General features: G+C 71.6%; 15 protein-coding genes and 2 tRNA genes. 10 read left to right on the top strand and 7 right to left on the bottom strand.

Going from position 1 to position 14,876, the window contains the following annotated elements:
• Window positions 1-15: 15 nt before the first annotated feature.
• The 3 genes from Sru02f_RS04625 to Sru02f_RS04615 form a co-directional block, all read right to left on the bottom strand.
• Window positions 16-1,581, bottom strand: coding sequence for a pectate lyase family protein (locus Sru02f_RS04625; RefSeq protein WP_109032758.1), 1,566 nt, complete (start codon window positions 1,579-1,581; stop codon window positions 16-18).
• A gap of 415 nt (window positions 1,582-1,996) precedes the next feature.
• On the bottom strand, window positions 1,997-2,728 hold the full coding sequence (locus tag Sru02f_RS04620) for a maleate cis-trans isomerase family protein (RefSeq protein WP_109032757.1): 732 nt from the start codon (window positions 2,726-2,728) through the stop codon (window positions 1,997-1,999).
• Complete coding sequence (locus Sru02f_RS04615; protein ID WP_109032756.1) at window positions 2,725-3,627, bottom strand: maleate cis-trans isomerase family protein; 903 nt, start codon at window positions 3,625-3,627, stop codon at window positions 2,725-2,727. Before Sru02f_RS04615 ends, Sru02f_RS04620 begins: the two co-directional genes overlap by 4 nt.
• A gap of 187 nt (window positions 3,628-3,814) precedes the next feature.
• Between Sru02f_RS04615 and Sru02f_RS04610 the strand changes: the two genes are divergently transcribed.
• Genes Sru02f_RS04610 through Sru02f_RS04600 form a run of 3 tightly spaced genes read left to right on the top strand, consistent with a single transcriptional unit; the run spans window position 3,815 to window position 6,758 of the window.
• Window positions 3,815-4,798: a D-2-hydroxyacid dehydrogenase gene (locus Sru02f_RS04610; protein ID WP_109032755.1), complete on the top strand. Its 984-nt coding sequence runs from the start codon at window positions 3,815-3,817 to the stop codon at window positions 4,796-4,798.
• Between the two features lie 36 nt (window positions 4,799-4,834).
• Window positions 4,835-6,217, top strand: a complete 1,383-nt coding sequence (locus Sru02f_RS04605) for an amidase (protein ID WP_109032754.1) — start codon at window positions 4,835-4,837, stop codon at window positions 6,215-6,217.
• A gap of 37 nt (window positions 6,218-6,254) precedes the next feature.
• The gene (locus tag Sru02f_RS04600; protein ID WP_174855123.1) at window positions 6,255-6,758 is read left to right on the top strand and encodes a hypothetical protein; all 504 of its coding nucleotides are present in this window, start codon (window positions 6,255-6,257) and stop codon (window positions 6,756-6,758) included.
• Here Sru02f_RS04600 and Sru02f_RS04595 read toward each other — a convergent pair.
• Window positions 6,739-7,233, bottom strand: a complete 495-nt coding sequence (locus Sru02f_RS04595; RefSeq protein ID WP_167469623.1) for a DUF3830 family protein — start codon at window positions 7,231-7,233, stop codon at window positions 6,739-6,741. The genes Sru02f_RS04600 and Sru02f_RS04595 overlap by 20 nt on opposite strands.
• 107 nt (window positions 7,234-7,340) lie before the next feature.
• Here Sru02f_RS04595 and ehuB point away from each other — a divergent pair, with 107 nt between their 5' ends.
• The 6 genes from ehuB to Sru02f_RS04565 all read left to right on the top strand — a co-directional run bounded on the left by ehuB (window position 7,341) and on the right by Sru02f_RS04565 (window position 11,507).
• Window positions 7,341-8,270: an ectoine/hydroxyectoine ABC transporter substrate-binding protein EhuB gene (gene ehuB, locus Sru02f_RS04590; protein ID WP_109032752.1), complete on the top strand. Its 930-nt coding sequence runs from the start codon at window positions 7,341-7,343 to the stop codon at window positions 8,268-8,270.
• The gene (gene ehuC, locus Sru02f_RS04585) at window positions 8,267-8,968 is read left to right on the top strand and encodes an ectoine/hydroxyectoine ABC transporter permease subunit EhuC (RefSeq protein WP_109032751.1); all 702 of its coding nucleotides are present in this window, start codon (window positions 8,267-8,269) and stop codon (window positions 8,966-8,968) included. The genes ehuB and ehuC overlap by 4 nt, the downstream gene beginning before the upstream one ends.
• Complete coding sequence (ehuD, locus tag Sru02f_RS04580) at window positions 8,965-9,615, top strand: ectoine/hydroxyectoine ABC transporter permease subunit EhuD (protein WP_109032750.1); 651 nt, start codon at window positions 8,965-8,967, stop codon at window positions 9,613-9,615. Before ehuC ends, ehuD begins: the two co-directional genes overlap by 4 nt.
• Window positions 9,605-10,390 carry an ectoine/hydroxyectoine ABC transporter ATP-binding protein EhuA gene (ehuA, locus tag Sru02f_RS04575; RefSeq protein WP_059300561.1) on the top strand — a complete coding sequence of 262 codons (786 nt, stop codon included), beginning with the start codon at window positions 9,605-9,607 and terminating at the stop codon, window positions 10,388-10,390. The genes ehuD and ehuA overlap by 11 nt, the downstream gene beginning before the upstream one ends.
• A 181-nt stretch (window positions 10,391-10,571) precedes the next feature.
• Window positions 10,572-11,330, top strand: a complete 759-nt coding sequence (locus Sru02f_RS04570) for an IclR family transcriptional regulator (protein ID WP_164277632.1) — start codon at window positions 10,572-10,574, stop codon at window positions 11,328-11,330.
• A 103-nt stretch (window positions 11,331-11,433) separates the two neighbouring features.
• Window positions 11,434-11,507, top strand: a tRNA-Lys gene (locus Sru02f_RS04565).
• A gap of 45 nt (window positions 11,508-11,552) precedes the next feature.
• Here the strand turns inward: Sru02f_RS04565 and Sru02f_RS04560 are convergent.
• The 3 genes from Sru02f_RS04560 to Sru02f_RS04550 all read right to left on the bottom strand — a co-directional run bounded on the left by Sru02f_RS04560 (window position 11,553) and on the right by Sru02f_RS04550 (window position 14,548).
• Complete coding sequence (locus Sru02f_RS04560; RefSeq protein ID WP_109032748.1) at window positions 11,553-12,158, bottom strand: lytic polysaccharide monooxygenase auxiliary activity family 9 protein; 606 nt, start codon at window positions 12,156-12,158, stop codon at window positions 11,553-11,555.
• A 120-nt stretch (window positions 12,159-12,278) separates the two neighbouring features.
• Window positions 12,279-13,430, bottom strand: a complete 1,152-nt coding sequence (locus Sru02f_RS04555) for an SPFH domain-containing protein (protein ID WP_109032747.1) — start codon at window positions 13,428-13,430, stop codon at window positions 12,279-12,281.
• A gap of 56 nt (window positions 13,431-13,486) precedes the next feature.
• Entirely contained in the window at window positions 13,487-14,548 is a 1,062-nt protein-coding gene (locus Sru02f_RS04550) for a peptidoglycan-binding protein (protein WP_109032746.1), read from the bottom strand.
• Between the two features lie 197 nt (window positions 14,549-14,745).
• Here Sru02f_RS04550 and Sru02f_RS04545 point away from each other — a divergent pair.
• A tRNA-Lys gene (locus Sru02f_RS04545) sits at window positions 14,746-14,819 on the top strand.
• Window positions 14,820-14,876 lie beyond the last annotated feature (57 nt).

Here is a 14,876-nt window from a genome sequence, read left to right as displayed (position 1 = left end):
GCCCGCCCGGCCGGGTCAGCCCGCGTACGTCTCGAACTCGGCGATCCTCGGGGTGCCGGAGGCGCCGGTGATCTCGAAGGTGATCTTCTCCAGCGAGACCGGGGAGAAGCCGATCACGCCCGCCCCGCTGCCGGAGGCCAGGACGGCGCCGGTGTCGTGGTCGACGACGCGGTAGGAGCCGACGGTGCCCTCGGAGCCCGCCGCCTCACGGATGTTGATCTTTCCGACGGTGGTGGCGGAGGACCACTTCACGGAGATGGAGCCGGTCGTGCCGGCCGGGGACCAGTACGTGCCGAGGTCGCCGTCGCGCACGTTGCCGTAGCTGGTGCCGCTCGCCTTGGACGAGCCGTCGGAGCCCGCCCCGACGCTCAGGTTGGTCCCGCTCGGCGGATCGGTCGGGTCCGGGTCGGTCGGATCCGTCGGGTCCGGGTCGGTCGGGTCCGGGTCGGTGGGGTCGGTCGGGTCCGGGCTCTGCGGGGTGCAGCTGCCGTCCGAGACCTTCAGGCCCTTGTTCGCGCCCGCCGTGCCGCTCACCACGGACGGCACGCAGGAGGCGTCGTCGAGGCTGTAGGAGTACGGGATGGACACCGTGGTGTTGGACTGCAGGTCGGGGCCGGCCGGGTTGTTGTCCCCGCCGGGCTCGGACCAGGTCACGTTGTCGAAGATGTTGCCGCTGACCTGCCAGGAGCCGGCCGCGTCGGTGTAGAAGGTGCCGAGGACGTCCTTGGAGTCCTCGAAGTAGTTGTTGTCGACCTTGGCCTTGGCGCCGGCGCGGGAGTTGATCCCCGACTTGTTCAGGCTCACGTAGTGGTTGTTGTACATGTGCGCCGTGCCGCCGCGCAGCAGGGGCGCGCGGGAGTCGATGTTCTCGTACAGGTTGTGGTGGAAGGTGACGTACCCGTTCGAGGTGTCACTCTCGCTGGACCCGATCAGCCCGCCCCGGCCGGAGTTGCGCAGAACGCTGTAGGACAGGGTGACGTACTGGGTGTTGTCCTTCATGTCGAAGAGGCCGTCGTAGCCCTCCGACTCCCCGCCGGAGGCCTCCAGGGTGGAGTGGTCGACCCAGACGTTGCGGACGTCGCTCTCCATGCCGATGGCGTCGCCGCCGTTGGAGGTGGGCGAGCCGGACTTCTTGACGTTCCGGACGGTCACGTTCTGAATGATGATGTTGCTCGACTCCCGGATGTGGATGCCCAGCTGGTCGAAGACGGCACCGTTCCCGACCCCGACGATCGTGATGTTGCTGACCTGCTTCAGCTCGATCTTGTCGGCCGCCGTGTTGCAGCTGTCGCCCGACACCTTGCTGGTGTTGCCGTGGTTGATGGTGCCCTCGACCTCGATGGTGATCGGGGTGCTGCTGCTGGCCCGGCCGCACAGGGCCTGGTGGATCGCGGTGCCGGTGGTGGCCCGGACGGTCTGCCCGCCCGCGCCGCCGGTCGTGCCGCCGTTCTGGGTCGCGTAGCCGGTGGCGCCGCCGGCCGCTGCCGCCGCCTCGGGCATCGTCAGCACCACACCGGCCGCGGCCGCGAGGGCCAGTGTGCCCAGTGCCGCTTGGAGTCGCAGCGCGACTGGTCGTCTCATCCTCGGTCTCCCCATTCGCCTTCACATGCCGGAACGGAACCATGGCGTGATCATGTCACTCACTCGATGGCGGAAAGCGCTTTCTCGGCGTGAGAATAGGGGGAGCTTCGGATGCTGACAAGGGTTCAGGTACGCATCTCGGGGTTCAGATGTGCGATCAACGTCCAGCTACCTGAACCGACACCGCTCGATGTGCACCCCGGCCGGAGCTGCGGTACGATCATCTTGCCTGATCACGGGGGCCAACTCCCCGCAGCAGGCAGTGCGTTGGTGGTCCAAGGAAAGACGCCCCACTTCCCGTGGGGAAATGCAGGTGCAAGGCCTGCCCAGCGCTCGACGAGAACCCCGGTTCCGCTCACGCGGGACCGGGGTTCTTCCGTGCGGCGGGCCTGCCACGACCCGCCGCGGGCCTGACTCAGGCCTGCACCACCGGCTCCCGGGTGAACAGCGCGCCCAGTTCCGGCGCGTTGACCCGGCGGTCGGCCAGGCGCAGGCCCTCCCAGATGGTGACCTGGTTCGCGGTGAGAACCGGCTTGCCCAGCTCCTTCTCCAGGGCCGGGATGTACGCCGCCGTGTGCAGGGCCGTGTCCGGGAGGAGCACCGCCTCCACGTCCGGACGGTCGGCCGCACGGGCCAGCGCCAGCACCTCCGCCTCGGTCCAGGTGCCGACCTCCGCCGCCGTGATGATGCCCGAGCTGACGACGTCGGCCACCTCGATGCCTGCGGCGCCGAGGAAGTCCCCGAAGAGCCGCGCCACGTCGTCCGGATAGGTCGCGCCGATCGAGACCCGGCGCACCCCCAGCTCCTTCGCCGCGTGCACGAAGGCGAACGAGGTGGACGAGGCCGGCAGGCCCGCAGCCTGGGCCAGGGCCCGCACCTGCGCGTGGGCGCCGTCCCAGCCGTGCACGAAGCTGCCGCTGGTGCAGGCCCACACCACGGCGTCGGCGCCGGCCAGCCGCAGCTCGGCCACCCCCGCCTCCAGCCGCGCGGGCGAGCCCATCTCTAGGAGCGCGTCCACCCGGTGGGCGTCCTCGCCGATGTCCGTGTGCACCAGGTCCACCCGGATGTCGCTGCCCAGGAGCTGCTCGATGCGTGGGTAGTCGTCCTCGCCGGAGTGGCCCGGGTACAGGAATCCCAGTGCTGTCATGTCCACCCTTCCTGCTGCTGTTCCGTGTCCGGGACGTCACCGACGCCCGGCATGTCCACCGCGGCGGGTCCGACCGGGCCCGCCACCGCGGGGTCGACGGGTCCCGCGGGCCCCACCACCGCGGGACCCGCCGCGCCCGTCGCCGCGGGGCCGAGGCGCGCGGCCGGATCGGTCAGCGCCTGGTACGGCCCCACCGCAGGGGTACCCAGTCGGCGCAGCGCCGCCCACATCGTCACTTGGTTGGCCGAGATCACCGGGATCCGCAGCTCCGCCTCCAGCTGGGGGATCACGTCGTAGGTGGGGAGGTTGGTGCAGGAGATGAACAGGGCGTCCGCCGCTCCCGGCGCGGGCACGGCCTGGCGGGCCATGTCGGCCACGTCGCGGTACGGCACCTTCCAGATGTGCCGGGTGAGCCCCATGAAGGCGCAGCCCGTGACGGCGACGCCCGCCTCGGCGACGTACGCCTCCAGCGCCCGGGTCACGGACACGGTGTACGGCGTCACCAGCGCGACCCGGCGCACGCCCAGCTCGGCCAGCGCGTCGAGCAGGGCGCCGGAGGTGGTGACGGACGGGACCGCGCCCGCCCAGGTCATCGCCTCGCACATGGCGCGTTCCCCGGTGATGCCGCCGACGAAGCTGCCCGAGGTGCAGGCGTAGGCGACGACCTCGGGGGCGATGGCGTTGAGGGTGCGCACCGCCTCGCCGAGGGTTTCGTGCTCGCTGACCATCCGGGCGAGGTCCAGACTGACCTCGACGGGCACGAAGGGGGTCCGGGTCATGTGCAGTGACACGTCGTCGGGCACCCATCGCCACAGCTCGCGATCGAGTGCGAAGTCGAAGGGGGCGACCACGCCGACCCCGCGTTGCGGAGCTGGTCCGCCGAGAAAGGAGATGTCCATGGCACGCACCGGCCTCACACTGAGAAAGGGGAGGGCAACGCACCGTCAGGAACGGCCGTGTTGACGAAGGTAGGTTCCGGTGCGAGCGTGGTCAATCCGCCCGCATCACTCCCAGGTCAACAGCCGGTTAACTTCCGCGTCAACACCTGAACCGCACCCGCTTCCACCGACCGGAGACAGGCCGCCGATGACCACGTCCCCGCGCACACCCGCGCCCGCGCCGACTCCCCCGCCGACCCTCCTCGTCCTGGACGCCGAACCGCCGCCCCGGCTGGGCCGGCTGACCGGCCGGGCCCGCGTCGAGCACGCCGACGCGGCGACGCTGGCGGAGCGGCTGCCGCACGCCGACGTGCTGCTGGTGTGGGACTTCGCCTCGCACGCGGTGCGCGAGGCCTGGCCGGGCGGCGGTCCGCGACCGCGCTGGGTGCACACGGCGAGCGCCGGCGTGGACCATCTGATGTGCCCGGAGCTGGCCGAGTCGGACACGGTGGTGACCAACGCGCGCGGGGTCTTCGACCGGCCGATCGCCGAGTACGTCGCCGCGCTCGTGCTGGCGATGGCCAAGGACCTGCCCACCACGCTGCGCCTCCAGGGCGAGCGGACCTGGCGGCACCGCGAGTCGACGCGGGTGGCCGGAACCCGCGCCTGCGTCGTGGGCTCCGGCCCCATCGGCCGGGCGATCGCGAGCACGCTGGGGGCGCTCGGCATCACCACCGCGCTGGCCGGCCGCACCGCACGCCCGGGTGTGCACGGCCCGGAGGACCTGGACCGGCTGCTGGCCGGGGCCGACTGGGTGGTGGCGGCGGCGCCGCTCACCGACGACACGCGCGGCATGTTCGACGCCCGGCGGTTCGCTCTGCTGCGGCCCTCGGCCCGGTTCGTGAACGTGGGGCGGGGCCAGCTGGTCGTCGAGGACGACCTGGTCGAGGCGCTGACCGCGCGCCGGATCGCGGGCGCCGCCCTGGACGTGCTTTGCCATGAGCCCCTGAGCCCGGACAGTGCCCTGTGGGAGGTGCCGGGGCTGATCGTCTCGCCGCACATGAGCGGGGACACGATCGGCTGGCGGGACGAACTGGGGGCGCAGTTCGTGGAGTTGTTCGAGAGCTGGGCGGCGGGCGAACCGCTGGCCAACGTGGTCGACAAGAAGCGTGGATACGTGCCCGGACACTGACGTCGCCGACGTCCGAGACCCGCGGGAGGGTGCCGCATGACCGACCTCACCGAGCTGACCGCCGTACAGCTCGTCGACGGCTACCGCAAGGGCGCTTTCAGCCCCGTTGAGGCGACCCGGGCCGTGCTGGAGCGGGCCGAACGGATCCAGCCGGAGGTGAACGCGTTCGTCCGGCTGACCGGCGAGGAGGCGCTGGACCAGGCCCGGCGGGCCGAGGAGCGGTGGCGCCGCGGGGAGCCGTGCGGGCGGCTGGACGGGGTGCCGGTCACGGTGAAGGACATCCTGCTGACGCGCGGTCAGCCGACCCTGCGCGGCTCCCGGGCCGTCTCTCCGGACGGCCCCTGGGACGAGGACGCGCCGTCCGTGGCGCGGCTGCGCGAGCACGGCGCGGTGTTCGTCGGCAAGACCACCACTCCCGAGTACGGCTGGAAGGGCGTGACGGACTCGCCCCTGTCCGGCGTGACACGGAACCCGCACGATCCCTCCCGCACCGCGGGCGGTTCCAGCGGCGGCGCGGCGGCGGCGGTGGCGCTCGGGGCGGGGCCGCTGGCGCTGGGCACGGACGGCGGCGGCAGTGTGCGCATCCCGGCGTCCTTCTGCGGCATCTTCGGCCTGAAACCGACGTACGGCCGGGTGCCGCTGTACCCGGCGAGCGCGTTCGGCACCCTCGCGCACGTCGGTCCGATGACCCGGGACGCGGCGGACGCGGCGCTGATGCTGGACGTCGTCGGCGCCCCGGACGCCCGGGACTGGTCGGCGCTGGGCCCGGCGCCCGGGTCGTACACCGAGGCCCTGTCGGGCGGGGTGCGGGGGCTGCGGGTGGCGTACTCGCCCTCGCTCGGCGGGCAGGTGGCGGTGCGTCCGGCGGTGGCCGGGGCGGTGCGGCGGGCGGTGGAGCGGCTGGCGGAGCTGGGCGCGTACGTGACGGAGGCCGACCCCGACTTCACGGACCCGGTGGACGCCTTCCACACCCTGTGGTTCAGCGGGGCGGCGCGGGTGGTGCAGCACCTGCGGGCGGGGCAGCGGGAGCTGCTGGACCCGGGGCTGCGGGAGATCGTGGGGGCGGGGGCGCGGTACTCGGCGCTGGACTACCTGGCGGCGGTGGACGTGCGGATGGAGCTGGGGCGGCGGATGGGCGTGTTCCACGGGTCGTACGACCTGCTGGTGACGCCGACGCTGCCGGTCACGGCGTTCGAGGCGGGGGTGGAGGTGCCCAAGGGGTCGGGGTACCGGCGGTGGACGGGGTGGACGCCCTTCACCTACCCCTTCAACCTGACGCAGCAGCCGGCGGCGACGGTGCCGGTGGGGACGGACGGCGACGGGCTGCCCGTCGGCCTCCAGGTCGTCGCGGCCCGGCACCGCGACGACCTGGTCCTGCGGGCCGCGCACGCGCTGTACGGAGCGGGCGCCGCCTCGTGACCGTCCGGGGGGACGGAGTGACGGTCCGGGGCCGGCGGTGAGCGCGGAGACGGTCATCGCCGTCGCCGCCACCGTCGTCGCGCTCGGTTCGCTCTGGGTCAGCTGGGCGCAGACCAGGGCGACCCGTCTGCACAACCGGCAGTCGGTCAGACCGCTGCTGCGGATCCGGCGGATACGGCAGGACGACCGGGTCGGCCTGAAGATCGTCAACGCCGGGCTGGGGCCGGCCGTCGTGACGCGCAGCGCGGCTCTCCTGGACGGGGAGGTGGCCGGGGAGTGGAACCGTGAGGTCAAGCCGGCCCTCTTCGCACCCGGCCTGTGGCCGAAGACGTACTCCCTGCGGGCGGGCTCCGTCGTGCTCGCGGGGCAGGAGACGTTTCTGGTGCTCCTGGAGTCGGACGGAACCGACGCGAACGGTTCCGACCGACTCGGGGAGTTCTGGGCTCTGATCGACCGGCGGCTCGTCATCGAGGTCGAGTACGAGTCGCTGTACGGCGGTGAAGGGTTCTCCGTGTCGTCGGCTACGCCCGGCGGAAGCTGAGCGTCTCCCCCGCCGCTCCCGTGCGCCACAGGTCGTTGCAGGCCTCGGCCATGGTGTCGAGGCCCTCGGTGATGCGGCCCCAGACGGTGCCGGGGACCCAGCCGACGTCGCCGTTGAGGAGCAGGTTGTTGCGCTCGTAGAAGAGCGCGAGGTCGACGAGGGTGGTGCCGGGGCGGACCTCGCGGTCGTAGCCGTACGCCTTCGTGCCCAGTTCGGCGCCCGCGAAGGCGAAATAGCACAGGTCGCCCGGAATGGGCGTTACCGTCGGGTTCTCCAGTGGGGGTTCGGATGTCGTGAAGGGCGGGAAAAGGGCGTAGATCTCGTTGCGGGCGTATTTGGCGTGGTACACGTCGCCGCCGAGGGGGAGCGCGTCCCAGACGGCCGCGCAGGTGATCGGGGCCCGGTCGTCGAGCAGTTGGGCCGTGCAGGTGATTCCGCGCTTGACCAGCGAGACTTCGATGTAGCGATCAGCCATGCCCTCCATGGCAGTGCCCCGCGGCCCCGCGGTCAAGGGTGCCGGGCCGATGTATCGGACTGAAAAAGATCGGCATAACCTGCCCGCCTTCGGGTAGCTGCGCGCCCATGGCTCCACCACACAGAACCCCTCCATGGGGTATATCCGACCAAAGGCCCAGGACAGCCGGGCCCACTCGCCGGTCGCTGCTCGCGGGGGTCGCGGCGCTCGGCGCGCTGGGGGCGGCCGGCTGCTCGCGGGTGGCCACCGCCTCCGACGTGAAGGGGGGCGACCTGCTCGACCGGCTGCGGGCCCAGGGCGTGGCCCGGCTCGGCATCGCGGGTGAGGTCCCCTTCGGGTACATCGACAAGAACGGCGAGTTGACCGGCGAGGCCCCGGAGCTGGCGAAGGTCATCTTCAAGCGGCTCGGAGTGGACCGGGTGCAGCCCGTGCCGACGGAGTTCGGCTCGCTCATCCCGGGCCTGGCGTCCCAGCAGTTCGACGTCGTGGCGGCCGGGATGTACATCAACCCCGACCGCTGCGAGCAGGTCATCTTCTCCGACCCCGACTACCAGATGCTCGACGCGTACATCGTGCGCAAGGGCAATCCGCTCGGGCTGCACAACTACCGGGACGTCGTCAAGAAGAAGGCCAAGTTCGCGACCGGCACCGGCTACGCCGAGATCGCCTACGCGGTGGAGCACGGGTACAAGGAGGACGACATCCTGATCGTCCCCGACCAGGTGGCCGGACTCAACGCCGTCGAGTCCGGGCGCGTGGACGTCTTCGCGGGGACCGCGCTGACCGTCCGTGACGTGGTGAAGAAGTCCAGCAAGGCCGAGGCGACCGAGGCCTTCGCACCGCTGGTCGGCGGCAAGCCCCACGTCGACGGCGGCGGCTTCGCCTTCCGTCCGGACGAGACCAACCTGCGGGACGCCTTCAACGTCGAGCTCCAGAAGCTCAAGAAGAGCGGCGAACTGCTGCGCATCCTCAAGCCCTTCGGTTTCACCCAGAACGAGATGACCGATCTGACCGCGAAGGAGCTCTGCGGCGGATGACCTCGGGACTGTGGGAACTCGTACTCCAGGGCGTCTGGGTCACCGTCCAGCTGCTCTTCTTCAGCTCGTTGCTGGCGACGGCCGTCTCCTTCGTGGTCGGCATCGCGCGCACCCACCGGCTGTGGATCGTCCGCTTCCTCGCGGGCTTCTACACCGAGGTGTTCCGCGGGACCTCGGCGCTGGTGATGATCTTCTGGGTCTTCTTCGTGCTGCCCCCCGCCTTCGGCTGGCAGCTGGTGCCGATGTGGGCGGGCACGCTGGCGCTCGGTCTGACCTACGGGGCGTACGGCTCCGAGATCGTGCGCGGCTCGCTGGCCGCGGTCGACCCGGCGCAGAAGGAGGGCGGCATCGCGCTCAGCTTCACGCCCTGGCAGCGGATGAAGCTGATCCTGCTGCCGCAGGCGGTGCCGGAGATGATCCCGCCGTTCTCCAACCTGCTGATCGAGCTGCTCAAGGGCACCGCCCTGGTGTCGATCATGGGCATGGGCGACCTGGCCTTCAGCGCCAACCTGGTGCGCCTGGCGCTGCAGGAGAGCGCGGAGATCTACACGTACGTCCTGCTGATCTACTTCGTGATCGCCTTCCTGCTCACGCGGGTGATGCGCGGCCTGGAGAAGAAGCTGAAGGCGGGCGTCGGAAAGGCGCCGAAGAAGAAGACGGCGGCCGTGCGCGTGCCTGAGGGAAGTGGTGTGTCGTGAAATGGGACTGGAGCGCGGTCTCCGACTTCATGCCGCACTTCTGGGACGGGCTGCTGGTCACCCTGCAGATCCTGGTCCTCGGCTCGCTGGTCTCGTTCGGCCTCGGCCTGGTGTGGGCACTGCTGATGCGGGTGCCGAGCCGCTGGGTGACCTGGCCGGTCGGCGTGGTCACCGAGTTCGTCCGCAACACCCCGCTGCTGGTGCAGCTGTTCTTCCTGTTCTACGTGCTGCCCGAGTGGAACATCACCTTCTCGGCGCTCACCACCGGTGTGGTCGCCATCGGCCTGCACTACTCGACGTACACGATGCAGGTCTACCGGGCCGGCATCGAGGGGGTGCCGGTCGGCCAGTGGGAGGCCGCGACGGCGCTGAACCTGCCGCTCGCGCGGACCTGGACGGCGGTCATCCTGCCGCAGGCGATCCGCCGGGTGGTGCCCGCCCTCGGCAACTACGTGATCTCCATGCTGAAGGACACGCCGCTGCTGATGGCGATCACGGTGCTGGAGATGCTCGGCGAGGCGCGGCTGTTCTCGCAGCAGAACTTCCAGTTCACCGAGCCCCTGACGGTGATCGGTGTGGCCTTCATCATCATCTCCTACCTGGCCTCCCTTGCCCTGCGAGCCCTGGAGCGACGCCTTGCCCACTGACACTCTTCCCAACCCCGAGAAAAGCCCCGAGCGCAGCTCCGGCGAGCTGATCCGCCTGGAGCAGGTCACCAAGCGGTTCGGGGACAACACCGTCCTCGACCACCTGGACTTCTCCGTCGACGCCGGCAAGCACGTCACCCTGATCGGCCCGTCCGGTTCGGGCAAGACGACGATCCTCAGACTGCTGATGACGCTCCTCAAGCCCGACGAGGGCACGATCACCGTGGACGGGCAGAAGCTCTTCCCGGCGACCGAGAAGGAGCGGCGCGAGGTCCGCAAGCAGATCGGGATGGTGTTCCAGCAGTTCAACCTGTTCCCGAACATGAGCGTCCTGCGCAACATCACCGAGGCGCCGGTCACGGTCCTCGGGATGTCCAAGGACGAGGCCGTGGAGCGGGCCAAGGGCCTGCTCGACATGGTGGGCCTGGCCGACAAGTGCGACGCCCGGCCGGCCCAGCTCTCCGGCGGCCAGCAGCAGCGGGTGGCGATAGCCCGGGCGCTGGCGATGCGCCCGAAGGTGCTGCTGCTCGACGAGGTGACCTCGGCGCTCGACCCGGAGCTGGTCGCGGGCGTCCTGGACCTGCTGCGGGACATCGCCCGCAGCACGGACATCACCATGCTCTGCGTGACCCACGAGATGAACTTCGCCCGGGACATCTCGGACCAGGTCCTGATGTTCGACTCGGGCCGGGTCATCGAGGCCGGTGCGCCGGAGAAGATCTTCAGCGAGCCGGAGCACGACCGGACGCGGGAGTTTCTCAGCGCCGTCCTGTAATTGCGCGCCGCCGCCGCCCCAACGTCCGAGGTCGGGACGTTGGGGCAGGCCACCGGCATATGCCAGAGGGCCTGCGCCGCAGATGAGAGCCCCGAAATCCGCTCAACACCCCCTCACGGGAAGCCTCTTGGCGGCTATCGTGAACACAGGGATGCACCAGCGAGCGCAGGGGGAGACCACCGTGGCGCTGCAGCACAAGCCGACCGCGCCGCACCACTCGACCGAGGACGCCCTGCGCGTCCTGGAGACGGTGGCACGGCACACCTCCGGTGTCACCGACACCGAGATCACCCGCGAGAGCGGCATCGGCACGGAGCGCCTGACCACGCTCCTGCGCATGCTGCGCCGCGAGGCATACGTCGAGCAGACCGCCGACGGCGCGTACGTCACCGGGGAGGCGCTGGCCCGCCTCGGCTCGGCCCAGGGCCGGGAGCAGGCGCTGCGCGAGAAGCTCCAGCGCACCCTGGAGGGGCTGCGCGACTCGGTGGGCGCCGCCGTCTACATCAGCCGGTACGTCGACGGCGAGGTGAGCGTCACCCAGTACGCCGACAGCCCGGCCGCACCCAGGGTGAACGAGTGGGTGGACTTCCGCGTCTCGGCGCACGCCACCGCGGTGGGCAAGTCCCTGCTGACCCAGCTGGACCACGCGGGCCGCCGCGACCACCTGGCCCGGCACCGGATGGCCCGCCTGACCTCGCGCACCATCACCAGCGACAAGCTGCTGCTGTCCCGGCTGGAGTCCCAGCCGGCCACCGTGCCCGTCCTCGACCTCCAGGAGTACGCGGTGGGCACGGTCTGCGCGGCCGTCCCGATCACCGCCGGTTCCTCCGTGGGCTGCCTGGCCCTGTCGCTCCCGGTCGAGCACGCGCACCGGCTGCGCCGGGCCGCGGACGAGCTGAACCGGAGCGCGGCACCGGTGCTGCTGTCGCTGGCGATCTAGGGCCCCTCCGGCCGGACCGGCCCGGAGCTGGTCACGAGCACTGTCCGGGACCGGGTAGTATTTTCGTCGTCGCCGACCGCGGGAAGCGGACGGCGGGAGTCATGCGCCGCTAGCTCAGTTGGTTAGAGCAGCTGACTCTTAATCAGCGGGTCCGGGGTTCGAGTCCCTGGCGGCGCACAGAAGGAAGGGCCCCCTCGCTCGGCGAGGGGGCCCTTCCGCCGTTCAGAAGGTGACGTCCGAGCAGGCGTAGAACGCGTTGCCCGTGTCGGCGACCGTCCACACCGCGAGGATCACGTGGTGTCCGCTCAGCCCGGACGGCAGGGTGCCGCTGTGGGAGAGCGTGGCCGGGGGCTGCTTGCCGCCGTAGGGCACCGTGAAGAACGGGGTGAGGTTGAGGTCGGACCGGGCGAGGTTGTGGTTCTGGTTCCAGCCCGGCTTGGTGACGTAGTACTTGAAGTCGGTCGTGGCGTGCCGGGCGGTGAACTGCCAGCGGAAGGTGTAGCTCTGCCCGCCGTTCACCCCGGTGGTCGGCCACGCCTGGCCGTTCGGCTGCTTGGGGCTGTCGAGCGCGGCGAACGACCCGTGTCCCGCGGAACAGATCTTTCCGTCGGCCGGCCCGGAGGCCGGGAAGCCCTTGGGCCCCTCCACGCTCTGCGGCTCCCACTGGATGGCGCCGCATCCGCCGACCGTGCCGTTCTGGCACACCTTCTGCCGGCTGACGGGCAGGTCGGTGTAGCCGTGACCGCTGGCACCGCCGGACGAGAGCACGAGGGCTCCGGTGGTCGCCATGCCCAGCGCGGCCGCGTACAACTTGGTCCTTGTGCGCATACTGCTGCTCCCTGTGACGTGTGGGGAAGTTCAGGGGAAGTTCAGTGAGCCGTGCAGGTCTAGACCAAGTCTCAGATTATTGCTGACAATTGAACATGTCCATACCAAACGCGGAACGGTTCAGTGCCCCGTGTCCCCGCGCCCCGCGCAGAACGCCACCGTCAGGTCCTTCACGAGCACCTTGCGCTCGTAGTCGTCCAGCTCCACCAGCCCGCGCATGGTCAGCCGGGTCACCGTGTCCTCCACGGAGTCCACCACCGAGGTGAGCACGCTCGCCCGCTGCGCCGCGTCCAGCGCCGCGATCCGGCGCCGGTGCATCGCGGCGGCGACCTCGGGGGCGTACTCCACCCGGACCGGCCGCACCGAGAACACCTCCAGGCCGACCGGCGCCGCGTCCGCCGCCACCAGCCGGGTCAGCGTGTCGCCGGCCACGTCCGCCGAGCTGCGCACCGTGCCGAGCGGCTCGACCGGGACCCGGGCCAGCGCCGCCTCGACGCACTCGCGCAGATACGTCTCGTGGTCCTCGACGCCCAGCGTGGCCTTCGCGGTGTCCCGCACCCGCCACACCACCAGCGTCACCGCCCTCAGCGCCACTCCGTTGCCGTCGGCCGCGGGCATCGGCTCGCTGCGCCAGTGCCGCAGCCGCACGTCCACCCGGCGGCGCAGCAGCAGCGGGTTCACCCACATCAGGCCGGTGCGCCGCACCGTCCCCCGGTAGCGGCCGAACAGACCGAGCACCCAGGCCCGTCCGGTCCGGCCCCGGGCCAGTCCCCCGAACCCGAACATCCCGAGCGCCCCCGCGGCCGCGTACGCCGCCCACTGCGCGGGCCCGAGACCGGCACCCGCGTACGCCGGCAGCCCCAGCGCCTGGGCCGCGAGCGGCGGTACCAGACCCGCCCACCACGAGGTGGCCGCGCACCCGGCCGCCCCGCACAGACCCGCGGCCACACCCGCGGCGCCGGGCAGCACCCGGCCCGGACGCTCCGTCAGCTCCGGGTCGACCTGAGGCGCCGGACGCGGGCGCGCCGCGACGGGGCGCCGCGCGCCCGGCCGTGCCCCGGTACGCTCCCCCGGACCCGGCCGGCGCGCGACGACCGCGGGCGGCAGCGGTACCGGCGCCGGATCGGGGTCGTCGCGGAACAGCAGGTGGACGGGGATCTCGGTGGTGGCCTCGTTGTGGATGAGCCGGGCGGACCGTTGACCGGCCGTCGCCGCGGACTCCTCCGGTGCCGCCGGCGCGGTCTCCGGGTTCGTTGACGATGTCGTACTCATGCGTGCTCCAGCCTCCGCGCCAGACGCGTCATGAACGGATGATCACCCCGGTGCGCTCAGGAGAAGAGCCGCCGCCAGGTCTCCGGGCCCGGGTAGCCGTCCGCCGCTCCGCCGCGCCAGCCCTGGGCGCGCTGGAAGGCCTGGACGCCCCGTCGGTCCGCCTCGCCCCAGCGCGGACCCGGCCCCCTCGTGTAGTACGTGCCGAATCCCTTCCGCACCAGCTGCCTGCCGAGCCGGGTGACGTACGGGTTGTCCGCGCCCGGCCGGAACATCGCCCGGCCCGGGTATCCGGCCACCCCGTGCGAGGCGGGGCCCGCGGCCCCGGGCGGCGCCTGCCCGGTGCCCGCCGCGCCCGCCTTGCCCGCGCCGCTCGCCGCGACTCCCTTGTAGCGGTACGGCAGGTACTGGGCGGAGTTGCTCCAGTAGGCGTAGGGCGTGTCGAGCTTCCGGGTGTGCGGCGGGGTCTGCTCGTACGCCGTGTAGGCGGTGCGCGTGCCGTCCGTCCAGCCGCCGAAGATCACCACGTGGGAGCCCTTCTGGGGGTCGGACGCGTTGTGGAAGAGCAGGATGTCGCCGGGCTGCAACTCCTCCTTGGTGATGCGGTCGGCGACCGTGCCGAGGCTGCCCGTCCACTCGTTGGCGGGCAGCTTCCAGGCCATCGACACGAAGCCCGAGCAGTCCTGCCGGTATCCGTCGGACCAGTAGGCGGTCATGCTGTACGGCACCTTCGCGGCCACCCAGCTCTTGGCCCGGTCGATGATCTCGGTACGGGTGATGCCGGCCAGGTCCGCACCGGCCGGGGGCGCCGCGGGCCGGCCGACCGGGCCGTGCAGCGGGGCCCGCGGTCCCTGGGGAGTGCCGGGCTCGTCACCCGCGGGAACACCCGGCCGGTGGGCGGCGTGGACGGCCGCCGGAAGCGCCGCCGCCCCGCCCGCGCCGAGGACGGACACGGCGGTGGCCGATGCGGCGGCGGTGGCCACGACCAGCGTGCGGTACGCCGCCGGATGGGCGAGGGCGCCGCCCGCCGGGGCGTGCGGCAGCACCCGCCGCCAGTGGCGGCAGCCGGCGCAGTCGCAGTCGCTCGCGGGCTCGATCTCCTCGAATACGGGAGTCTCCATGCGATTCCCCTCACACTCCCGGTGGGCAGGTCCGCGGCGGTACGGTTCGGTACATCTCGGTCAGTTTCGCAACTGTCGTCAGCAGGCGCATGTTGACGGTCCGAATGATGTACCCGGCCGGGGGAGCGGCCCGGCGGGCGCCGCGGGCGTGGTCCGGAGCACCGGTCGGGGTCGGGTAGAGTTGTGCAGGTCAGCAGGCGCCGCTAGCTCAGTTGGTTAGAGCAGCTGACTCTTAATCAGCGGGTCCGGGGTTCGAGTCCCTGGCGGCGCACCGACGGTCGAAGGCCCTCCGTATCACACGGGGGGCCTTCGGCGTATCCGGGCCCGG

It is taken from the genome of Streptomyces rubrogriseus (assembly GCF_027947575.1).
Taxonomy (GTDB): domain Bacteria; phylum Actinomycetota; class Actinomycetes; order Streptomycetales; family Streptomycetaceae; genus Streptomyces; species Streptomyces rubrogriseus.
Note: the sequence above shows the minus strand (reverse complement) of the source record. Positions and strands in the feature narration are given on the sequence as shown.